Source organism: Pseudomonas sp. DE0157 (assembly GCF_007678615.1).
Classification (GTDB): domain Bacteria; phylum Pseudomonadota; class Gammaproteobacteria; order Pseudomonadales; family Pseudomonadaceae; genus Aquipseudomonas; species Aquipseudomonas parafulva_B.
In genome coordinates, this window is sequence record NZ_VEJN01000013.1 from 75,845 (window position 1) to 98,230 (window position 22,386).

Annotated in this window: 19 protein-coding genes and 4 tRNA genes; 5 read left to right on the forward strand and 18 right to left on the reverse strand. The window is 63.3% G+C overall.

The features are described 5' to 3' along the window. Positions 1–63 precede the first annotated feature (63 nt). Positions 64–609 (forward strand): cytochrome b, encoded by a 546-nt coding sequence (locus FS777_RS16210; protein ID WP_058605524.1) that lies wholly within the window; start codon positions 64–66, stop codon positions 607–609. Here the strand turns inward: FS777_RS16210 and FS777_RS16215 are convergent. Beyond that, on the reverse strand, positions 600–1,490 hold the full coding sequence (locus FS777_RS16215) for a 1-aminocyclopropane-1-carboxylate deaminase/D-cysteine desulfhydrase (protein ID WP_078478234.1): 891 nt from the start codon (positions 1,488–1,490) through the stop codon (positions 600–602). The genes FS777_RS16210 and FS777_RS16215 overlap by 10 nt on opposite strands. A gap of 42 nt (positions 1,491–1,532) precedes the next feature. Next, the gene (locus FS777_RS16220; protein WP_145256408.1) at positions 1,533–3,569 is read right to left on the reverse strand and encodes an NADPH-dependent 2,4-dienoyl-CoA reductase; all 2,037 of its coding nucleotides are present in this window, start codon (positions 3,567–3,569) and stop codon (positions 1,533–1,535) included. 185 nt (positions 3,570–3,754) lie between these two features. On the opposite strand from FS777_RS16220, the gene FS777_RS16225 reads away from it, so the two are divergent. The 4 genes from FS777_RS16225 to FS777_RS16240 all read left to right on the forward strand — a co-directional run bounded on the left by FS777_RS16225 (position 3,755) and on the right by FS777_RS16240 (position 7,711). Next, a complete protein-coding gene (locus FS777_RS16225; protein WP_145256411.1) occupies positions 3,755–4,873 on the forward strand; it encodes a nitrilase-related carbon-nitrogen hydrolase in 1,119 nt (372 codons plus the stop codon). A 4-nt stretch (positions 4,874–4,877) separates the two neighbouring features. Next, complete coding sequence (locus tag FS777_RS16230; protein ID WP_145256414.1) at positions 4,878–5,918, forward strand: AraC family transcriptional regulator; 1,041 nt, start codon at positions 4,878–4,880, stop codon at positions 5,916–5,918. Between the two features lie 435 nt (positions 5,919–6,353). Then, complete coding sequence (locus FS777_RS16235) at positions 6,354–7,055, forward strand: 3-oxoacid CoA-transferase subunit A (RefSeq protein WP_058637668.1); 702 nt, start codon at positions 6,354–6,356, stop codon at positions 7,053–7,055. Next, complete coding sequence (locus tag FS777_RS16240) at positions 7,052–7,711, forward strand: 3-oxoacid CoA-transferase subunit B (protein WP_058637669.1); 660 nt, start codon at positions 7,052–7,054, stop codon at positions 7,709–7,711. Before FS777_RS16235 ends, FS777_RS16240 begins: the two co-directional genes overlap by 4 nt. Before the next feature lie 49 nt (positions 7,712–7,760). On the opposite strand, the gene FS777_RS16245 is transcribed toward FS777_RS16240, so the two are convergent. The 16 genes from FS777_RS16245 to FS777_RS16320 form a co-directional block, all read right to left on the reverse strand. Then, a complete protein-coding gene (locus FS777_RS16245) occupies positions 7,761–8,639 on the reverse strand; it encodes a DUF2242 domain-containing protein (protein WP_145256417.1) in 879 nt (292 codons plus the stop codon). 196 nt (positions 8,640–8,835) lie between these two features. Beyond that, positions 8,836–8,912 (reverse strand) — tRNA-Asp (locus tag FS777_RS16250). Positions 8,913–9,045: 133 nt separating this feature from the next. Continuing rightward, positions 9,046–9,122: transfer RNA gene (locus tag FS777_RS16255), tRNA-Asp, on the reverse strand. Between the two features lie 98 nt (positions 9,123–9,220). After that, positions 9,221–9,297, reverse strand: a tRNA-Asp gene (locus tag FS777_RS16260). A gap of 66 nt (positions 9,298–9,363) precedes the next feature. After that, positions 9,364–9,439: transfer RNA gene (locus FS777_RS16265), tRNA-Val, on the reverse strand. Between the two features lie 220 nt (positions 9,440–9,659). Continuing rightward, entirely contained in the window at positions 9,660–10,433 is a 774-nt protein-coding gene (locus tag FS777_RS16270; RefSeq protein WP_058605532.1) for an SDR family oxidoreductase, read from the reverse strand. Further along, complete coding sequence (locus FS777_RS16275) at positions 10,430–11,641, reverse strand: O-succinylhomoserine sulfhydrylase (RefSeq protein ID WP_027916499.1); 1,212 nt, start codon at positions 11,639–11,641, stop codon at positions 10,430–10,432. The genes FS777_RS16270 and FS777_RS16275 overlap by 4 nt, the downstream gene beginning before the upstream one ends. Before the next feature lie 17 nt (positions 11,642–11,658). Then, positions 11,659–13,164 carry an amidophosphoribosyltransferase gene (gene purF, locus FS777_RS16280; RefSeq protein WP_058605533.1) on the reverse strand — a complete coding sequence of 502 codons (1,506 nt, stop codon included), beginning with the start codon at positions 13,162–13,164 and terminating at the stop codon, positions 11,659–11,661. 42 nt (positions 13,165–13,206) lie between these two features. Continuing rightward, positions 13,207–13,764, reverse strand: coding sequence for a CvpA family protein (locus FS777_RS16285; RefSeq protein ID WP_145256421.1), 558 nt, complete (start codon positions 13,762–13,764; stop codon positions 13,207–13,209). Between the two features lie 159 nt (positions 13,765–13,923). Then, complete coding sequence (locus FS777_RS16290; protein ID WP_058637672.1) at positions 13,924–14,580, reverse strand: SPOR domain-containing protein; 657 nt, start codon at positions 14,578–14,580, stop codon at positions 13,924–13,926. Continuing rightward, positions 14,564–15,871 carry a bifunctional tetrahydrofolate synthase/dihydrofolate synthase gene (gene folC / locus FS777_RS16295; protein WP_145256424.1) on the reverse strand — a complete coding sequence of 436 codons (1,308 nt, stop codon included), beginning with the start codon at positions 15,869–15,871 and terminating at the stop codon, positions 14,564–14,566. The genes FS777_RS16290 and folC overlap by 17 nt, the downstream gene beginning before the upstream one ends. Then, a complete protein-coding gene (gene accD, locus FS777_RS16300; RefSeq protein WP_058605537.1) occupies positions 15,871–16,764 on the reverse strand; it encodes an acetyl-CoA carboxylase, carboxyltransferase subunit beta in 894 nt (297 codons plus the stop codon). The genes folC and accD overlap by 1 nt, the downstream gene beginning before the upstream one ends. Positions 16,765–16,982: 218 nt before the next feature. After that, positions 16,983–17,603 (reverse strand): phosphoribosylanthranilate isomerase, encoded by a 621-nt coding sequence (locus FS777_RS16305; protein WP_145256428.1) that lies wholly within the window; start codon positions 17,601–17,603, stop codon positions 16,983–16,985. A gap of 58 nt (positions 17,604–17,661) precedes the next feature. After that, positions 17,662–18,516 (reverse strand): tRNA pseudouridine(38-40) synthase TruA, encoded by an 855-nt coding sequence (gene truA, locus FS777_RS16310; RefSeq protein ID WP_145256431.1) that lies wholly within the window; start codon positions 18,514–18,516, stop codon positions 17,662–17,664. Between the two features lie 111 nt (positions 18,517–18,627). Further along, positions 18,628–21,243, reverse strand: coding sequence for a FimV/HubP family polar landmark protein (locus tag FS777_RS16315; protein WP_145256434.1), 2,616 nt, complete (start codon positions 21,241–21,243; stop codon positions 18,628–18,630). A 71-nt stretch (positions 21,244–21,314) separates the two neighbouring features. After that, positions 21,315–22,319, reverse strand: a complete 1,005-nt coding sequence (locus FS777_RS16320) for an aspartate-semialdehyde dehydrogenase (protein WP_145256437.1) — start codon at positions 22,317–22,319, stop codon at positions 21,315–21,317. Positions 22,320–22,386: the final 67 nt, after the last annotated feature.

Here is a 22,386-nt window from a genome sequence, read left to right on the forward strand (position 1 = left end):
AAATCGTAAACTGGACCTGAGCGCCACCAAGAGCGCCACCCCACCGACCGATGAGGAACAAGCATGGTTTCGAGCACCCCGGCGCGCCATTACGCGCGCGTGTCCATTGTCCTGCACTGGCTGATGCTGGTGCTGCTGGCCGCTGTCTATGCCTGTATCGAGTTTCGCGGAATCTTCCCGCGCGACAGTGCAGAGCGCAACCTGATGAAAGACCTGCATTTCATGTTGGGCCTGAGCGTATTCGTGCTGGTGTGGCTGCGCCTGGCCATGCGCGTGCTTCATCGCGCGCCGCCCATATCCCCTAAACCCCCTGCCTGGCAAACCGGGCTGGCCCATCTGGTTCACCTGCTGCTCTACCTGCTGATGATCGGCATGCCGCTGGCCGGCTGGTTGATACTCAGCGCCGCCGACAAACCGGTGCCGTTCTATGGCCTGGAGTTGCCGCACCTGATCGGCCCTGATCTGGACCTGGCCAAGTTCATCAAGGGCTGGCATGAGCGTATCGGCACCTGGGGCTACTGGCTGATCGGACTGCATGCACTGGCCGGCCTTTATCATCACTATGTCAAACGCGACAATACGTTGTTGCGCATGCTGCCTTACAAGTAACCCCGGCGGCCCTGCAAACCGCCGGTATGGACGAACACCAGACGAGTGCCGGGCGCGAACAGCCCGGCTTCGACCTGAGCCTTGAGCGCAAGCAATGCCTTGCCGGTGTAGAGCGCCTCGAAAGGAACGCCGGCCTGCTGCTCGCAGTCGGCGATGAAGGCCAGCAGTTGATCGTCGAACTTGCCGAAGCCGCCCAGGCTGGCGCTGTGCAGGCGGTAGCCCTGCGTACCGGCAAGTGCCGCCACGGTCTCGGCCACTCCATAGTGCTCGGGTACGGCCAGCGCCCCATGCACGGCATGGGCTCCTGATTCGGCCAGCACCAGGCCCGCCAGCGTGGTGCCCGTGCCAGCGGCCAACCACCAGGCGTCATAGTCCGACCAGCCCAGCGTCGCAAGCTGCGCGTGCAATTGAGTCACGATCGACGCGCACCCCTGCGCACCGGCCTGCCCGCCTCCGCCTTCGGGGATGCAGTGCCAGCCGGGATAGTGCGTGTGCCAAGGCGTCCAGAAACCCGCCTCGTTACGACCACGGTAGCCCTCGTAGCCCAGCCAGTGCAGTTGCATGCCCATGGCCTGCAAATCCTGCACGGTGGGTGTTTGGCGTGGATGACCCCGCAGCAGGCCGGCCGTGGCCAGGCCCAAGCGCTTGCCGGCAGCGGCCAGAGCATGCAGGTGGTTGGAATGGTTGCCGCCCAGGCTCACCAGGCCGGGGGCCTTGGCATCGAGCGCCTGTTCCAGATGGTGGCGCAGCTTGAACCACTTGTTGCCGCTGACCAGGGGGTCGATCAGGTCAAGGCGCAGGATGGCAGCCTCGACCTGGGCCTTCGCCAGCCAGGGCAATGTCAGGCGTTGCAGAGGGGCCAAGGGGAGTTCGACAGGCATGGGCGCCAGTCTATCAGCAGAGCATCTGGCGCGGGCGGTGAATCAAAGCTGCGCCGCCAACCTCGACCCCTGGTCGATCGCCCGCTTGGCGTCGAGCTCTGCCGCCACGTCAGCACCGCCGATCAGGTGTACCGACTGCCGCGCAGCCACCAGCCCGTCCTGCAATTCGCGCAGCGGGTCCTGGCCTGCGCAGATCACCACGTTGTCCACCGCCAGCACCTGCGGCTCGCCGCCGCCAATGCGCACGTGCAGGCCCGCGTCATCAATGGCCAGGTACTCGACCCCATTGAGCATCTTCACCTGCTTGTTCTTCAAGCCGGTACGGTGGATCCAGCCAGTGGTCTTGCCCAGGCCGTCCCCCACCTTGGAGGTCTTGCGCTGCATCAGGTACACCTGCCGGGCAGGTGGGTGGGGCTGGGGTGTGATACCGGCCACACCGCCGCGGGCTTCGAGGTGGGTGTCGATACCCCACTCCTTCCAGAACGCTTCGCGGTCCAGGCTGGTGGACACGCCCTGATGCACCAGGTATTCGGATACATCGAAACCGATGCCCCCTGCGCCGATCACAGCCACTGTCTTGCCCACAGGCTTACGCTCGAGCAGCACATCCAGGTAGCTGAGCACCTTGGGGTGCGCGATCCCCGGGATCGCCGGTGCACGGGGCAGGATGCCGGTCGCGAGGATGATGTCGTCATAGCCGCCGGCCACAAGCGCTGGCACGTCGACGCGCGTGTTCAAGCGCACGTCGACGCCAGTGCTGCGCAGCTTGTTGCGAAAATACCGCAGGGTCTCGTTGAATTCCTCCTTGCCTGGCACGCGCTTGGCAACATTGAACTGACCGCCAATTTCGCTGGCCGATTCGAACAAGGTCACCACATGGCCACGCTCGGCAGCCACCGTTGCAGCGGCAAGGCCTGCTGGGCCGGCGCCCACGACGGCAATGCGCTTGGCCATGCGCACGGGCAGGTAGTTGAGTTCGGTTTCATGGCAGGCCCTTGGGTTTACCAGGCAACTGGTCAGCTTGCCGCCAAACGTATGGTCCAGACACGCCTGGTTGCAGCCGATACAGGTATTGATTTCATCAGCACGCCCGGCGGCAGCCTTGTTGACGAAGGCAGGATCGGCCAGGAACGGACGGGCCATGGACACCATGTCCGCATCCCCTTCGGCCAGCACCGCCTCGGCCACTTCTGGCGTATTGATACGGTTGGTGGTGATCAAAGGAATACCCACTACCCCGCGCAACTTGGCGGTGACCTTGCTGAAGGCTGCACGCGGCACCTTGGTGGCGATGGTGGGAATGCGCGCCTCGTGCCAGCCAATACCGGTATTGATCAACGTTGCCCCCGCCTGCTCGATGGCCTTGGCCAGGGTCTGGATCTCGTCCCAAGTGCTGCCGCCTTCGACCAGGTCGAGCATCGAAAGGCGGAAGATGATAATGAAGTTAGGGCCCACCGCGCGGCGCACCCGGCTGACGATTTCCACGGCCAGGCGCATGCGATTGTCGTAGCTGCCACCCCAACGGTCGGTGCGATGGTTGGTGTGGGCGGCGAGGAACTGGTTGATGAAATAGCCTTCCGAGCCCATGACCTCGACACCGTCGTAACCAGCTTTCTGCGCAAGCAGCGCGCAGTGGGCGAAGTCGGCAATCTGCTTTTCGATCCCCGCCTCGTCCAATTCCCGCGGCTTGAACGGGTTGATCGGCGCTTGAATGGCGCTTGGCGCCACCTGGCGCGGGCTGTAGGCATAGCGCCCGGCGTGAAGGATCTGCAGGCAAATCTTGCCCCCTGCGGCGTGCACCGCCTCGGTGACGATACGGTGCTGCTCGGCTTCGGCTTCGGTGCTGAGTTTGGCGGCGCCTGCGTAAACACCGCCTTCATCGTTGGGTGCAATGCCACCGGTGACCATCAGGCCTACGCCGCCCTGAGCCCGTTCGGCAAAATAGGCAGCCATGCGCTCGAACCCGCCTGGACGTTCCTCAAGCCCCGTGTGCATGGAGCCCATCAGGGTACGGTTGCGCAACGTGGTGAAGCCCAGGTCCAGCGGGGCCAGCAGGTGCGGGTAGCGAGTGTCGGTCATGGTTCGGCTTCTCTGGTGATCACGGTAAACGGGCATTGCGCCCTGAGGCGGCCCTGTCGTTATATGAAGCAGACAGTAAACAGCCGTTTGAACCGGCTCAATGACCAGAACTGACAAGTTATTGATCATCCCGAACAGCGCGTCTACCCTAAGGCTCCTTCATGCCCATTGCCTTGTAGCGTTTCATGAAAAAATTTCTGACAAGTGCCCTGCTGCTGGGGGTGATCGCCGCCCTGTGTGGTTACGCCTTCTGGACCCAACAGCGCCCACAGGGGCACTACCTGTCCGATCTGCGCATCGAGCTGGCAGTCAACCACGGGCAACCCGGCGAGCATGGCAACCTGCTGGGCGTCGAGCCGCTGCTGTACCCAGGGGACTACCAGGACCTGCAACGCCTGCACCGCAAACTTGCCGCCTACCTCGAGCAGGCGCGCACGCTAGGCCTGATCACGCCTCGCACCGTGGTGGTATTGCCTGAGCACATCGGTACCTGGCTGTGGGCACGTGGCGAGAAAAACGCGTTCTACCAGGTGACCCAGCAGCGTGAAGCACTGCAATGGTTCGAACTGAGTAACCCGCTCCGCTATGGCTGGGCCATGCTTGCGGCCGAGGGCGATGACCGACGGGCCGATGCCCATCTGCGCATGAAGGCCGATCAGATGGCAGCCGATTACCAGCAGGTGTTCGGCGGCTTGGCCAAGGAATTCGGCGTCACCCTGGTAGCTGGCTCGATCGTGCTTCCGCAGCCCTATGTCAGCGAGGGTGCATTGCACCCCGGGCGCGGGCCGCTGTTCAACAGCAGCGTGGTATTCGCCGGTGACGGTAACATCCTGGGCCAACCCCAGCGCCAGCACTATCCGGACAGCGAGAACAGGCGGTTCATCCACCCTGGTGTGGACCAGCCTCTGCAGGTGCTGCACACGCCTGCGGGGCGGCTTGGGGTATTGGTGGGGAGCGACAGCTGGTATCCGGAAAATCACCAGCAGCTGCTGGCCCAATCGGTCGAACTGGTGGCCATCCCTGCCTTTCTGAGCGGCAGGCACAGCTGGTTGACACCCTGGCGCGGCAATCGCCACCAGCCTGTCAGCACGCGCTTGCCCGTCAAGCGTGGCGAGGTCAGCGAGCAAGAGGCCTGGCACCGGCTGACCGCGCCTGTCGGTCATCAGGTGAGCAGTGTGAGCGTCTTCATGCGCGGCCAGTTCTGGGAGCAAGGCGCCGATGGGCAAGGATTTGCCTGGCAAGCCGGCGACCTGTTGACCGGGCCACCCAGCCCAGGTGCCCGCTTGCTGAATATATGGCTCTAGCACCATGAGCCGCCCGCAGGTAAGGCTGGGCGACCTGTCGGTAGGCTTCGTGCAACCCTTGGCGGACGCGATTCGACGGCTGGGCCACGACCCTGCACCCTTGCTCGAACGCTATGGCCTGGACACGGCGCGGCTGGCCCAGGCCAATGCGCGCCTGTCGATACCGCGCTACATGCACCTGGGCCACGCCGCCATCGCATTGTGCGCCGAACCTGCACTGGGTTTGCAGATTGGCCAGTTGAGCCGGCTGGCCCATACCGGGCTGGCCGGGGTCACGGCAGCGCAAGCGCCAACCCTGGGCGAGGCGGCGCGCACCTTGCTGCGCTTCGAACCGCTGTACGCCTCCAACTATCGAGGCCACTCCACCTACTGCGAAGATGGCGAAGGCGCCTGGCTGCGTTTTTACTCCATCAGCCCGTACAACGCCTACAACCGCTTTGTGGTCGACTCGCTGCTCGCCGGCTGGCTGGCCCAGCTGGGCGACCTGGTCGGTACGCCAGTGCTGGCCGAGCGCGTGGACATCGAGTTTGCAGCCCCAAGCTACGCCCCCCTCTATCAGCCCCTGTGCAGCGCGCCGGTCCGCTTTGCCGCCGAGTGCAACCAGTTGCGCCTGAGCCGCGCCACGCTGCAACTGCCAAACCCCAGGCATTGCCCCAGCACCTGGCATCAACTGCTGACCGTAAGCGAGGCACACATGCAGCAGCTGACGCGCGTGCGTAGCCTGGGCGAACGCATCACCCACCTGCTCGGGCCGCTGCTCAATGGGGGACGTGAGCCGGAGCTCGACGAAATTGCCCTGCAGCTTCAACTGCCGCCCTGGACGCTGCGGCGCAGGCTGGCAGAAGAAGGCACGCGTTTTCGTGACCTGTTGAACGGCACGCGGCGTGACCTGGCCGAGACCTACATCCGCGATACCCAGTTGAGCTTCGGCGAAATCGCCTACCTGCTGGGGTTCGCTTCGGCAGAGGCCTTCCAGCGCGCGTTCAAGCGCTGGACTGGCCTTACGCCTGGCACGTACCGCCGCACGCAGCGACGCGGGGACTAGAGTTCGGTTGCGTCTTCTGCCGGTTCGGGCGTGTCCATCTCGTGGGCCTGAAATTCCAGTAGCTCTTCCTGGTAATCGTCCATCTTCCTGCGTCCTTATCCGAATACGGGTTGCTGAGTTCGTCGGCACCTTAGCGGTGACATGACATGGGGGTGACGTGACGATGCTTTTCGCGCCGTGCGCCCTCTCGTATCAGGAACATGGACCTGTGGGCGGGCGCGTTCGTTTAATCCAATACGTCCCTAACACGGACCGACGCGGCGCGCGCTTGCAACAATGGTTCGGTAATCGCCCAGAAACTGCCTTGACCACTGCGCCCATGGCCCGGCTTGCGGCAAGCTAGCTCACGTTCATCCCCCATCAAGCGCCAGCCAGTGCTGGGCGCATCGTGCACTGCACGATGGCATTTTTAAAAGCATCGACGGGAGCTACGCCTTGATCGACAAGACCCATGCAACCATTGCCAGCGCCGTGGCGGGCATCACCGATGGCTCGACCCTGCTAGTCGGCGGCTTCGGTACCGCTGGCATGCCCTCTGAGCTCATAGACGGGTTGATCGCCACGGGTGCACGCGACCTGACCATCATCAGCAACAATGCTGGCAACGGCGACACCGGCCTCGCTGCATTGCTCAAGGCCGCACGCGTGCGCAAGATCATCTGTTCGTTCCCGCGCCAATCCGACTCGTATGTTTTCGACGCCTTGTACCGGGCTGGCAAGATCGAGCTGGAGGTCGTACCGCAAGGTAACCTGGCCGAGCGCATTCGCGCGGCAGGCTCTGGCATCGGCGCCTTCTTTTCACCCACCGGCTATGGCACCTTGCTCGCCGAAGGCAAGGAAACGCGGGAGATCGACGGTCGCCAGTACGTACTGGAGATGCCGTTGCATGCCGATTTCGCCTTGATCAAGGCGCACAAGGGTGATCGCTGGGGCAACCTGATCTACCGCAAGGCCGCCCGCAATTTCGGACCGATCATGGCCATGGCTGCCAAGACTGCAATCGTCCAGGTCGACCAGATCGTCGCGCTGGGTGAGCTGGACCCGGAGCATATCGTCACACCGGGCATCTTCGTGCAACGCGTGGTGGCGGTCCCGGACGCCGCCCATCCAATCACCCATTCTGAGGCCCGTCCATGACCATCACCCAACGACGCTCGCGTGAGGCAATGGCCCAGCGCGTTGCAGCCGACATCGAGGAAGGTGCCTACGTCAACCTGGGTATCGGCGCACCCACCCTGGTCGCCAACTACCTGGGCGACAAGGAAGTGTTCCTGCACAGTGAAAATGGTGTACTGGGCATGGGCCCAAGCCCTGCGCCAGGCGAGGAGGACGATGACTTGATCAACGCTGGCAAGCAGCATGTGACGCTGCTGACCGGTGGCGCCTATTTCCACCATGCCGATTCATTTTCGATGATGCGCGGTGGGCACCTGGACATCGCCGTGCTCGGCGCTTTCCAGGTTTCCGTAAACGGCGACCTGGCTAACTGGCACACCGGCGCCGAGGGGTCGATCCCGGCAGTGGGCGGTGCGATGGACCTGGCCACCGGCGCCCGACAGGTGTTCGTGATGATGGACCACCTGACCAAAACCGGCGAAAGCAAACTGGTGAGCAAATGCACCTACCCGCTGACAGGCATTGGTTGCGTGAGCCGCATCTACACGGACCTCGCGGTAATGGACGTGACACCAGCGGGGCTCGAAGTGGTCGAGATTTGCGCGCAAATCACGTTCCAAGCGCTGCAAGAACTCAGCGGCGTGCCGCTGATCGACCGGTCTGTCAAACCTGGCTAGGGCCTGGCCGCCTCGACGCCCGAATCGTGGCGGCACCGGCCCTGCAGACTCATGGCGTCGAGGGCTGGCCTTGAGGGGCCGTTTGATCCTGCGGGGCTGGCGTGACCGGCTCAGCCTGCTGCACCTCGATGGGTGCTGCATCGGCGGGAGGCGCGACGGGCTGCGAGCTCAGTTGATCCCCACTGGCAGGTGCCTGGACAGTCTGCTGGTCGGGCGCGAACGCGGCGGGTGAGGCACCGTCCTTGGGGGCCGTGTCTGGCGCAGCCGGTGCAGCCTCGACCGGTACCGGCGCCGGGCTGGCCGCAGCCTGCTCCGGCAAGCCCAGTTCCACCGCAGGCTTTTCGGTCTTCGGCGCGGGTTGTTCGGCCTTGGGCTGGCTCAACGATTGCGCCTTGGGCTTGGGCTTGGGCAGGTAACTTTCCACCAACGCGAAGTAGCGGTCGTAAAACTGCGCGGCCGTGACTGTCTCACTGGCGACTTTCACCATCGAGTCATCGCTCGAGCCAATCGGCATCGACACCGAACCCAGCACCCCTACGCCCAAGCTTGCCGATGTATTGGACTTTTTCAGGGCATAGCGGTCCTGCAGGGCATTGGCGAACATGGTCGAGTGCTGTTCGTCGCTCGCATCCGGGGCACACGTGACGTTGAAGCTGATCTGCAGGTGGTTATCGCTGTTCTGCTGGAAGCTCTTGTTGCCGACCACCTGGTTGGGGCCGCTGCTGGTGATGATATAGCCTTGGCTGAGCAACGCACGGCGGGCCGCTTCGCAGGAGTTGGCATCACCTACGGGAAAGCTGCGCGAGAACGTGCCTGAGTCATCGAAGTTCTCATGCTCGTACACCGCAGGTTTCTTGGACGCACAACCGCTCAGTACGGCCAACAGGGCGGTCAGCACGAGCGCACCAGAAACGGAAGATCTTGTCATCGAGGGTTCCGGGTATTTCAAGAAGGTGCCTATTGTGCAACACAGCAGCCAGGTACAGGAACCACTGGTCGGTGAAGTACCCGCAAGGTTTCATGCAGGCGGCAAGGTAAATACGGCAAACGCCAAAAACGCAAAAAGCGACCCGAAGGTCGCTTTCACGTAGCGCCAAGGTGTTCAAAGGCCCTTGGAGCGAAGATGGCGCAGCGGACGGGACTCGAACCCGCGACCCCCGGCGTGACAGGCCGGTATTCTAACCGACTGAACTACCGCTGCGTATCATTCAGGCTTACGCCCGATTGAAACTTGGGTCTACCCACCAGATAAGCTGGGGGAAGGCATGAAAAACGGTGCAATGACCATTCGTTCATGGGTGCCTCAAGGTGTTCTAGGGACCTTGGAGCGAAGATGGCGCAGCGGACGGGACTCGAACCCGCGACCCCCGGCGTGACAGGCCGGTATTCTAACCGACTGAACTACCGCTGCGTATCGTTCAGGCTTGCGCCCGATTGAAACTGGGTCAGCCCAAGGTGCTGGACCTTGTGGCTTCAGACCGGCGACAAGCACCCATCTGTTAATCAAAATGGCGCAGCGGACGGGACTCGAACCCGCGACCCCCGGCGTGACAGGCCGGTATTCTAACCGACTGAACTACCGCTGCGCAGTGCATTCCTCTCTGGCTGTTAGCTTCTTGCGAAGCCTTGAGCGTCAGGAACATCTCAGGAAGTGGTGGGTGATGACGGGATCGAACCGCCGACCCTCTGCTTGTAAGGCAGATGCTCTCCCGGCTGAGCTAATCACCCTCGCGATGTAACGTGTTGCGTTTGCTTCGCTGAGGCCGCGAAATTTACGCAGGTGACGACGCTAAGTCAATAGCCCTGTTGAGTTTTTTTCCAACTCGCAGGTGCGGCTAACGCTAACCCAGTGCAAAGCCGAGCACACCTTGATTTGTGCCCAGCCAAGCCCGGGCACGAAAAAGGGACCTTGCGGTCCCCTCCTCTTCTGGTCTGTCCAAAAGGGCCTTCAGGTGTAAATCATCTTGCGGGTCATGCCGCCGTCGACCACGAACTCCTGACCGGTCACGAACGCTGCTTGCCGGGACAGCAGCCAGGCGACCATCGCTGCAACGTCCTCGACGGTGCCCACGCGTCCGGTAGGGTGCTGGGCGTGGTCAGCATTGCTCAACGGCTCGGCACGGCGCTGAGAGGGATCCCGGGCATCGATCCACCCCGGGCTCACGGCGTTGACACGAATCTCCGGGCCCAGGCTGATGGCCAGCGCATGGGTGAGTGCCACAAGGCCCCCTTTGCTGGCGGCATAAGCTTCAGTGTCAGGCTCGGACTGCCGCGCCCGCGTGGACGTCAGGTTGACGATGGCGCCATTGTGCGCGCGCAGGTAAGGCGCACAGTGCTTGGCCAGCAGCATCGGGCCATTGAGATTGACGGCCAGCACGCGGTTCCATTGAGCCAGGCTCAGGCTTTCAAGCGTCTGGCTGTGGGGGTTGGCAATCGCAGCATTGCACACCAGCGCGTCAAGCCTGCCGAATTGCCCGAGCACCTCGGACACCCCGGCACTGACCTGGGACTCATCTGCCACATCCATGGTGATGAACCAGGCGTTATCCCCCAGGGCCTTGGCCGCTTTCGCCCCCCGCTGGCGGTCGAGGTCACTGAGCACCACCTGCCAACCTTCGCAGATCAGCCAGGCGGCGATGCCAAGGCCGATACCGCGCGCAGCACCGGTGACCAAAGCGACCCGGCCGTTGTGACCGGGCGTGTTGAGACCAATTTCGATCACAATGCCGCCAGTCCACGCGCCAGGTCGGCCTGCAGATCCGCCACGTCCTCCAAGCCCACGGCCACACGAATCAGGCTGTCGCGGATGCCGGCAGCCGCACGTTCCTGGGGCGTCAGGCGGCCGTGGGAGGTGGTGGCCGGATGAGCGATGGTGGTCTTGCTGTCACCCAGGTTGGTGGTGATCGAAACGACCCGTGTAGCATCGATGAAGCGCCAGGCCCCTTCCTTGCCGCCCTTGACTTCGAAGCTCACCACAGCGCCGAAGCCACTCATCTGGCGCTTGGCCAATTCGTGCTGCGGATGGCTTGGTAGGCCGGCGTAATGCACTTTTTCAATACCGTCCTGCTGTTCCAGCCATTGCGCCAGTGCCTGAGCACTCTCGCAGTGAGCCCGCATACGCAGACGCAGCGTCTCCAGGCCCTTGGTGAATACCCACGCGTTGAATGGGCTGAGCGTCGGGCCTGCCGTGCGCAGGAAACCGACCACTTCCTTCATCTGTTCGGCACGGCCTGCCACTGCACCGCCCATGCAGCGGCCTTGGCCATCGATGAACTTGGTGGCGGAGTGGAAGACGATGTCGGCACCGAGTTTGAGCGGTTGCTGCAAGGCCGGTGTGCTGAAGCAGTTGTCGACCACCAGCATGGCCCCACGGGCATGGGCGATTTCGCTGAGCGCAGCGATATCGACCAATTCGGCCAGTGGGTTGGACGGCGACTCGACGATCAGCAGCTTGGTATTGGCCTGTATGGCCTGCTCCCAGCCGGCAAGATCGACCAACGGTACGTAGTCCACCTGCAAGCCGAAGCGCTTGAAATACTTCTCGAACAGGCTGATGGTCGACCCGAACACGCTCTGAGAGACCAGTACGTGATCGCCTGCACTGCACAGCGACATGACCACGGCCAGAATCGACGCCATGCCGGTGGAGGTGGCCACGGCCTGCTCGGCACCCTCCATCGCCGCCAGGCGCTCTTCGAATGCCCGTACGGTCGGGTTGGTATAGCGCGAATAGACATTGCCCGGGGTTTCACCGGCAAAACGCGCAGCCGCATCGGCAGCTGTACGGAACACGTAGCTGGAGGTCAGGAACAGCGCTTCGCTGTGCTCGGCCTCCGGTGAACGGCACTGACCGGCGCGCACTGCCAGGGTGTCGAAGCCGACACCCTCCAGGTCGCTGTCCAGTCGCCCGGCATCCCATTGATCGGTCATGCCATCGCTCCCTGAAATCAGTTGTTGTAGAGGTCGATGATTGCGCTGACCGCCTGCGTCTTGACCTTGGCCAGGTCATTGCGGGCCTGCTCGATGCGGTCAAGGTAGGCTTCGTCGATATCGCCAGTGACGTACTCACCGTTGAATACCGCGCAATCGAAGTGCTCGATCTTGATCTTGCCGCCACCGACCGAATCGATCAGGTCAGGCAGGTCCTGGTAGACCAGCCAGTCGGCGCCAATCAACTCGGCCACCTGCTCGGTGGTACGGTTGTGGGCGATCAGTTCGTGAGCGCTCGGCATGTCGATGCCGTAGACGTTGGGGTAGCGCACTGCAGGGGCTGCGGAGCAGAAATAGACATTCTTGGCGCCGGCCTCGCGCGCCATCTGGATGATCTGCTTGCAGGTGGTGCCGCGCACGATGGAGTCGTCAACCAGCATGACGTTCTTGCCGCGGAACTCAAGCTCGATGGCATTGAGCTTCTGGCGGACCGACTTCTTGCGGGCAGCCTGGCCCGGCATGATGAAGGTGCGGCCGATGTAGCGGTTCTTGACGAAGCCTTCGCGGAATTTCACTCCCAGGTGGTTGGCCAACTCAAGCGCGGCCGTGCGGCTGGTGTCCGGAATGGGGATGACCACGTCGATGCCGTGGTCCGGGCGTTCGCGCTGGATCTTGTCGGCGAGCTTCTCGCCCATGCGCAGACGCGCCTTGTACACCGAGACACCGTCCATGATCGAGTCCGGGCGGGCCAGGTAGACGTGTTCGAAAATGCAGGGCTGCAGTTTCGGCGCCTCGGCACACTGCTTGGTGTACAGCTGACCTTCTTCGGTGATGTAGACCGCCTCGCCTGGCGCCAGGTCGCGAATCAGGGTGAAGCCGAGCACGTCGAGCGCAACGCTTTCCGAAGCAATCATGTACTCCACGCCTTCGTCGGTGTGGCGCTGACCGAAGACGACCGGGCGGATACCGTTGGGATCGCGGAAACCGACGATGCCGTAGCCGGTGATCATGGCAACGACAGCGTAACCGCCGACGCAACGGCTGTGTACATGGGAGACCGCGGCGAACACGTCCTCTTCGGTAGGCTGCAACTTGCCGCGCACGGCCAGCTCATGGGCGAATACGTTGAGCAGCACTTCGGAATCGGAGTTGGTGTTGACGTGACGCAGGTCCGACTCGTAGATCTCCTTGGCCAACTGCTCGACGTTGGTGAGGTTGCCGTTGTGGGCCAGGGTGATGCCGTATGGCGAGTTGACGTAGAACGGCTGGGCCTCGGCGGAGGTCGAGCTGCCCGCCGTCGGGTAGCGCACATGGCCGATGCCGATGCTGCCCACCAGGCGTTGCATGTGGCGCTGCTGGAACACATCGCGCACCAGGCCATTATCCTTGCGCAGGAACAACCGGCCGTCATGGCTGGTCACGATACCGGCAGCGTCCTGGCCGCGGTGCTGGAGGACCGTAAGCGCGTCATACAGCGCCTGATTGACGTTCGACTTACCGACGATACCGACGATGCCACACATGCGACGCAACCCCTACTTTGATGAAACTTGAGTGAATAGCGCTCAAGGCCGGGTCGGCCCGAGCAGCTGCTCCTTGAACGGAAGATCAGACGGTGTACTGATCGCTCCGCCGGACATCCATTGGCTGGTGAAGCCCACAACCAGGTTTTTGGACCAGTCGGCTACCAGTAGAAACCGAGGTATCAGGCGAGACTCCTGCCACCACGTGTCTTGTTGAACCGGCCCCAGGCTCAGCAGCCCGAGTGCCACGACCACCAGCAGGCCGCCCCTGGCGGCGCCGAAGACCATGCCCAGAAAACGATCGGTGCCCGACAGGCCGGTGACACGAATCAGTTCGCCGATGAGAAAGTTGAGCATCGCCCCCACCAGCAAGGTGGCGACGAACAAGATACCGCAGCCTGCGATCACGCGCATGGAGGGCGTCTGGATATAGCTTGCCAGGTACACCGAAAGCGAGCCACCGAACATCCACGCCACCGCACCGGCAATGATCCAGATGAGCAAGGACAGGGCTTCCTTGACGAAGCCGCGTTTGAGACTGATCAGTGTGGAGACGGCGATGATCGCGATGATCGCCCAATCAACCAGGGTAAATGCCACGGTGCTGCCTGCAGATCGTTGAGGCGGCGGATTTTACCAGAGCGACGAGTGCTTGGGTAAGCGGAATGTCAGTGGATGATCCAGCCAGCACAGCAAGCCTGCTGGGCACCGCCCGCAGGCTCGCTGCCTGGCACGGGACGGCGATGCCGCCCCTCGCCTTCAGCTGCGTTCCGGCTGGAAGCGCACGACAAAGCCCTTGAGGCTGTTCTGGCGGTTGATGGCATCGCGGGTGCGCTCGGCGTCGGCACGCTCGATAAGCGGGCCGACATACACCCGGTTCATGCCACCGGCCGCACGGATATAGGCGTTGTAGCCTTGGCTACGCAAGGTCTGCTGAAGCTTCTCGGCGCCTGCCCGGTTGGACAGGCTCGCCAACTGGATCGACCAACTGACCGGCAGGCCGTTGGCGTCGAGTTTGGACGACGCGGCAGCTTTGGTCGACGTCGCAGCTGGCGCAGAAGCGGCCGGCGCCTTGGGCTCGGCCTTGGCCACGGCCGCCGGAGCAGGCTGGGCCTGCTGTGTCTGCGGCGACGGCGTGATGGGTTGGCTGGGCGCACGCGCAGGCGCGGACGACTCGTCTACCACCACCGGCGACGGGTCCGCTTGCTCCGGCAAGGCCTGGGGTTCTGGCACGGCAACAGGGTCGACCTTTACTTCAGGCAGCGACGGTGCAGCAGGCGCTTTTGGGGCATCGACATGCACCTCACGCATTTCATCCTGCCGCGAAAACAGCATCGGCAGGAAAATCACCGCCAGCGCCACCAGCACCAGCGCACCGATCATGCGCTGCTTCATTCCTTTATCCAGCACTGCCATCTATCCCACCCTCCTGGGGATGCCGCTGCAACCATTCCAGCGCCTGAGCGACACAGAAAAACGAACCGAACAGCAGGATCTGATCATCTGCCGTGGCGTTCGCGCACTGCCCCTCCAGGGCAGCGTCGACGCTGGCATAAGACTTCACCGTGGCGCCGAGGTTCGTCAGGGCCTCTGCCAATTGCGCGGCGGGCCGGGTACGCGGGGTGGCAAGCGGCGCAACGGCCCACTCATCGACCAAGGGATGCAAGGACGCAATCACACCCTCGAGGTCCTTGTCGCAAAGCAAGCCGAACACGGCCAGACGCCGACCGATCAGTGGTCGGGATGCCAGACGCCGGGCCAGGTACTGCGCTGCATGTGGGTTATGCCCCACATCCAGCAGCAGCTCCACCGCGACGCCACGCCAGTGGATCACGCGCCGGTCGAGACGACCCGTTATGCGCGTCTGGACCAATGCCTGGCTCAGCTGCGCAGGGCTCCAGGGCAGGCCGCTCAGCAGGTAGGCTTGCAGGGCCAAGGCTGCGTTTTCCATGGGCAGGTCCAGCAGGGGCAGGTCCATCAAGGTGACTTTTTCACCTTCGCCGGACGTCCCGTACCAGCTCCAGCCATGCTCGGCCACCTGAAGGTCGAAGTCGCGACCCCGCAACCGCAGCGGGGCCGCCAGTTCGCTGGCCTTGTCCAGGAGCGGCTGGGGTGGATCGAGGTCGCCACAGAGCGCAGGCTTGCCGGCACGGAAGATACCGGCCTTCTCGAAGGCCACCTGCTCGCGGGTATCGCCCAGGTAATCGATGTGGTCGACCCCGATGCTGGTCACCAGCGCGATGTCGGCGTCCACGACATTCACCGTGTCCAGCCGCCCTCCCAGCCCGACTTCCAGCACCACCGCGTCGAGCTGCGAACGCTCGAACAGCCAGAACGCCGCCAGGGTACCCATCTCGAAATAGGTCAGGGAGATTGCGCCGCGCGCCGCTTCGACCGCTGCGAACGCCTCGCACAATTGCGCATCGCTGGCTTCAACGCCATCGATGATCACCCGCTCGTTGTAGCGCAGCAGGTGCGGCGAGCTGTACACGCCGACCCTCAACCCCTGGGCACGCAGCAGCGAAGCGAGGAACGCGCAGGTCGAGCCCTTGCCGTTGGTGCCCGTTACCGTCACCACACGCGGCGCAAGCTTGCCCAGCGCCAGGCGCGCCAGCACCGCCTGCGAACGCTCCAGCCCCATGTCGATGGCCGAGGGGTGCAACTGCTCAAGATAGGCGAGCCACTCGCCAAGGGTCCGTTGGGTCATCACGCGACCGCAGCCGCCTCGAGGGCTTCGACCGGTGTCTGCTGGCCGGTCATCTGGGCCAGCAGGCGCGCCAGCCGTGGACGCAGGTCGCCACGAGAGATGATCAGGTCGATGGCACCGTGCTCCAGCAGGAATTCGCTGCGCTGGAAGCCTTCAGGCAGCTTCTCGCGTACGGTCTGCTCGATGACGCGCGGGCCGGCAAAGCCGATCAGGGCCTTGGGTTCGCCAACGATGACATCGCCCAGCATCGCCAGGCTGGCGGACACGCCACCGTAGACCGGGTCGGTCAGTACCGAGATGAACGGGATGCCTTCTTCACGCAGACGCGCCAGCACGGCAGAGGTCTTGGCCATCTGCATCAGCGAGATCAGCGCTTCCTGCATGCGGGCACCGCCGGAAGCCGAGAAACACACCATTGGGCAGCGATGCTCCAGGGCATAGTTGGCTGCGCGCACGAAGCGCTCGCCGACGATGGCACCCATGGAACCGCCCATGAAGGAGAATTCGAATGCACTGACCACGATCGGCATGCCCATCAGGGTGCCGCTCATGGAGATCAGGGCGTCCTTTTCACCGGTCTGTTTCTGCGCGCCGGTCAGGCGGTCCTTGTACTTCTTGCTGTCGCGGAACTTCAACCGGTCGACCGGCTCCAGGTCGGCACCCAGCTCGGCACGGCCCTCGGCATCCAGGAAGATATCGATGCGAGCACGTGCGCCGATGCGCATGTGGTGGTTGCACTTGGGGCATACGTCCAGGGTCTTTTCCAGCTCCGGACGGTACAGCACGGCCTCACAGGACGGGCATTTGTGCCACAGGCCTTCAGGTACCGAGCTCTTCTTCACCTCGGAACGCATGATGGAAGGGATCAGTTTGTCGACTAACCAGTTGCTCATGCTTTCTTTCTCCAGTATCGGCGGGAGGGGACCAGCGTAGCCGGCCTGCCCTGCCCTTTTGAGCTCAAATGCTTAAAACGTGGGTGAAACGGCGACCCGGGTTCAGTACCCCTGCCGCGCCACCCTGAACAATTCGGTTGACCGCCCCACGCGGGGCCAGCCGGCCCACGGGCTGAGATAGCTATGGACGATGGCACGCTGCCTGCCGTCACATCTGCTCAAGCCTGTTTCACCGCGCGTACGAATGCTTCTATTCTGGCCGCATCCTTGATGCCCTTGGCTTGCTCGACCCCGCCGCTGACATCGACCGCGTACGGGCGCACCTGGGCGATCGCCTGCCCGACGTTGTCCGCCGACAGGCCACCGGCCAGGATGATCGGCTTGCCCAGGTCGGCAGGCACCAGTGACCAGTCGAACGCTTCGCCCGTGCCCCCAGGCACACCCGGCACGAAGGTGTCCAGCAAGATACCGGATGCGCCAGCATATTGCCGGCACGCAAGTTTCAGGTCGTCATCCGGACGTACGCGCAGTGCCTTGATCCACGGCCGGTGATGGCCTGCGCAATCGTGCGGGGTTTCATCACCATGGAACTGCAAAAGATCCAGGGGCACCGCTTCGAGTATTTCGCTCAGCTCGCAACGCGTGGCATTGACGAACAACCCGACCGTGGTCACGAAGGGCGGCAGCTCGGCAATGATGGCACGCGCCTGCTGTACGCTCACGGCACGCGGGCTCTTGGCATAGAAGACCAGCCCGATGGCATCGGCGCCGGCCTCGGCAGCTGCCAGAGCGTCTTCGATGCGGGTGATCCCGCAGATTTTACTGCGAACGATGCTCATGGACAGCCACCTGTTTGCGCGGTCAAAGGCGGAATCTTAGCAAATGGCGCTTCGTGCGTCAGTCCGCCAATGCATCGTAGCCCGTCAGAAAGTGTGGGCCAATGTAACGATCAGGCAGCGCAAACGCCTCCGGGTACTCCACCTGGACCAGGTAAAGCCCGTAGGGGTGGGCCGTGACGCCACCTTCGCGGCGGTCCCGTCCCTCCAGCACCTGGCGCGCCCACTCAACCGGCCGTTCCCCCGCGCCGATAGCCATCAGCACGCCAGCAATGTTGCGCACCATGTGATGCAGGAAGGCGGTAGCCCGGACATCCAGCACGATCATCTGCCCGTGACGCGTCACCCGCAGGTGGTAAATGTGCTTGATCGGCGACTTGGCCTGACACTGGCTAGCGCGGAACGCGCTGAAATCATGGGTGCCAAGCAAACTTGAGGCAGCCTGGGCCATGCGCTCGACGTCGAGCGGGCGATGATTCCAGGTCACCTCCTCGGCCAGGTGAGCAGGCCGAATCGGGTCGTTGTAGATCACGTAGCGATAGCGCCTGGCACAAGCCTTGAACCGCGCATGAAAATCGGCAGGCATGGGCCTGGACCACACGACGCTGATGTCATGGGGCAAGTTGAAATTGGTGCCCATGGTCCAGGCACGTTCATCACGCACCGCTCGGGTGTCGAAATGCACGACCTGCCCACAGCCATGCACGCCGGCATCGGTACGCCCAGCACAGACGACTGAAATGGGTTCGTTGGCCACTTTGGAAAGTGCCTGTTCCAACGCTTGCTGAACGCTGGGCACGCCGCTGGCCTGACGTTGCCAGCCGCGGTAGCGGGCGCCCTTGTATTCCACACCCAGGGCGATGCGCGTGCAGCCTTCGGCAGCGGATTCGGCCGAGGCGGTGTCGATGATGTCCAAGAATCTGCAACCTGTTGGTGAACCAAATGCCGGGGATTATAACGACAATGGCAGCCGTTCAGGGCTGCCATCAGGTTCACGCGTTACAACCCAAGGGCTTCACGCGAGGGCCTAGACCAGACGCGAAAGCATGTCCTCTGCTTCTTCGCGCTGACGCTCATCGCCATCCTTGACCACTTCATCAAGGATGTCGCGAGCGCCCTGGTGATCACCCATATCGATGTAGGCGCGGGCCAGATCGAGCTTGGTGGCCACTTCGTCAGCTCCGGAAAAGAAATCGAAATCCAGGTCGTCGATCGGTTCGAGCTCAGGTTGCGCAGCGGCGTCCTCGGCAGTGAAGTGCGGCTCCAGGGAGGGCGACTCCAGGCTCTGCGAGAGCTTGTCCAGCTCGGCGTTGACGTCATCGAGCTCGGAGGCGAACTGCTGCGCGCCTGGCGAGTCGTCCTGCAGGGACAGGTCGAAGTCCGCCGGCAGGTCGAAATCGGTGGCCGGATCGAAAGCCGGTACCGGATCGACCGTACTTGGCGCAGCGTCATCCCGACCACCCGCCCCCATGGGCTCCCCGATGTCCAGGTCGAAATCGGACAGGTCCTGGGCGGGTTGAGCTTCAGCACTGGCCTGCGCCAGCAAGGTTTCGAAGTCTGCATCGGCCGGGTCTTGTATCTGCCCTCCTGCAGAGAGCGCCTCATCGGCCGGGTCGGCAGCCGGTGTCGCGGGCTCGGGAGAAGGATCGTCCAGGCTCAAGTCGAAGTTGTCCTCCAGCGCCTGATCATCCAGCGCCGCAGTGTCGAGCATCGGAATATCGTCGAAGGCGTCCGGCCCGGCGGCGGCCTGTGTGTCCGACTCTGCTGGCTCTGCATGCGGTGAACCCGGCTGATCATCGAGCAGCCCTTGCACATACTGCTCGTCTAGCTTGGCTGCCAAGGCAGCCGCACCCACGCCGGCCGCGGCGAGGGCCAACATCGCCGGGTAACGCTCGCGAAGGCTGGCCACTTCTGCCGTGTTCCCGGCCGTCGCCGGCAACTGGCGCTCCTGCTCGGCGAATGCGCTTTGATCACCTTGGCGGGCATAGACCTCCATCAACTTCAAGCGCAGGTCATCGCGTCTGGGCGCGCTGGCAACTGCAGGCTCCAGCAGCTCGGTGGCGCGGTTCAGGCGGCCTTCGGCAATGCACGTGTCCGCCTGTGCCAACAATGGCCCATAAGGGTCTGCCGCAGGCTCACGCACAGGCTGTGCAGCCGGTTTTTCAGAGGCCGCTGCAGCTGCCGCTGAGGCGGCGACTGCCGCTGGCGACAGCGTAACGGTCGGGGACACGACTTCTACGCCATCAAGGCTGTCGTCCTCTGGATCGAAACCCTCGATCTGCTCCTCCTCCAAAGCGCGCGCCATGCGCAAATGCTTTTCGGCTTCCTGTTGGGCCCTGCGCTTACGCGCCAGCAGCCAGAGCAGCAGCGCCAGGACCAAGACGGTAGAACCGGCGATCAGCCATAGCAACCAGCGGCTTCCCAGCACGTCGTCCAGGGTGCTATCCGACGAGGTTTGTGCGGCGGGTTGAGCGTCTGGCGCAACCGAGGGCGCTGGCGCGATCACGGGTTGATCGGGAACGGTCGGCTGGCTCGCTGTCGGCACCGGATCGGTCACAGGCACAGCCGCCTGGGACGGCGCCGGGGCCTGCTGACCGGGTTCGCCAGGGACAGTCGCTGCTGGCGCAGGGGTAGCCGCGCCTTGCGCTTCCAGCCGGGCCAACTGATCGTTCTTGAGCTCGATCAGGCGCTGCAGCTTGTCCAACTGGCTCTGCAGGTCGGACATGCGGCTTTTGAGTTCTTCGTTGTCGCGGCGACTGGTGTCCAGGCTTTCCTGCGCCACTGCCAACTTGTCGTTCAGCGCCTTGGCCTGCCCAGCACCAGGCTGGTTGCCGGGGCTGACCAGACGCAGGTTGTCGCCTTGGGCGATGGCAGCGGGCGCGGCGTCTGCGGCACCACGCCGGGTGGCGTCGAGCTGGCGGGCACGCGGCCCCAGGCGACGCCCCTCGCGCCAAGCCGCGTACTGCTCAGCGACCTCGCGATTGGCTTCGCCTTGGGCGATGCTCTGGATCTGTTGCTGATCGGGCAGGCGCAATACCTGGCCAACCTTGAGCTGGTTGATGTTGTTGCCGATGAACGCATCCGGGTTCAGCGCCTGGATCGCGATCATCGTTTGCTGGATCGATCCACCCTGGGCATTACGCGCTGCGATCTGCCACAGAGTATCGCGGCGCTGGGTCGTGTAGCTGCCAGGGCCGGTGGTCGCAGCGGCGACATTGCCTGTTGCGGCTTCTGGGCCCTGGGCCTTGGCCTGATCCAGCAGGACGTTGTAGTCACGCAACAGGCGGCCTTGAGGCCACATCACCTGCACCAGGAACTTGACCACTGGCCCCGGCATGGGCTGGCTGGAGGTCACGCGAAGCACGCTTCGGCCATTAGGGTTGATCACGGGCGTGAAGCGCAAGTCCTGCAAGGCGCTCGAGAAGTTCACGCCTGCCTTGGCGAATTCCTCAGGCGGGGCCAGGCTCGGTGCCAACTGCGCCGCGGTCAGGTCTCGCACATCGAGCAGTTCGATCTCGGCCTCCAGGGGCTGGTTCTGCGCCGACTTGAGGGTCAGCTCTCCCAGGCCCAGAGCATTGGCCATGCCCGAGGACAGCGCCGAGGCTGCTGCCATGGCCAGAACCAGTTTGCGGATTCGAAGCATGAACTCTTCCCTTGTATGAATCGTCCCGAAACGTGCAGGCAGAGCAGGACAAAAGTGCCTGCCAGTATCTTTTACAGACCGTGTTTAATCAACAATTGCGCCACCTGCACAGCGTTTAGCGCCGCGCCCTTGCGCACATTGTCGGTGGTCAGCCAAAGGTTGAGCTGCTGCGCTTGATCAACACCATGGCGTACACGTCCAACATAGACCACGTCCTGCCCGACTGCGTCGCCCACCGGCGTTGGATAGTCGTCCAGGTCTACCCGTTCGATGCCAGGCGCCACCTCCAACGCCTGGTTGACGGCCGCCAGATCCACGGCGTGGCGGCACTGCACGGCCACATTGAAGCTATCGCCGAAAAAGACCGGGACTTGAGTGCAGCTTGTTGAAATACTCAGTTCAGGCTGGCCCAACAGCTCGCGCAGCTCCTGCACCATGCGCCGCTCCACGGTGGTATGGCCCTGTTCGTCGACCTTGCCGACCTGGGCCAACACGTTGAAGGCGACCTGGCGGTCGAAGAAGTGCGGTTCCAACGGGCGGGCATTGAGCAACTCGGCCGTTTGCCGCGCAAGCTCGTTGACCGCCTCACGGCCTTGAGCCGACACTGCCAAAGACGCCACCACCTGAACATGCTCGATGTCCAGCAAATGCTTGATCGGGGCCAGGGCGGCGGCGGCGGCCACGGCGCCTGAACAGGGGCTGGTGATCAGCGCGGGCAGCTTCAGCCCAGCCACTTGATCGGCGTTGGCTTCTGGAACGACAGCCAGTGCGTTGTCCAGGGCACCGGACAGGTCGATGACGGTGCAGCCCGCTTGCACAGCCTGGGCGGCGAAGCTGCGACTGACCGCGGCACTGGCTGCAAAGAACGCCAGCTTGACCTGCGCAAAATCGAACCCCTCGACCTCACGTACCTTGAGCTTCTTGCCGGCGAACATCACGCTACTGCCCGCCGACTCGATGCTGGCGAGCAGGTGCAGGGTGGCGACCGGAAAATCCAGCTCTTCGAGAATCTGGACCAACGCCTCACCGACGCTGCCGGTGGCACCGACGACGGCGATATCGAATGAAGATTTCATATTGCAGGCTGCCTCTGGCGAAACGGGAGCGGCACTTTACCTGCATTACACAACCGAGGCCAACGCC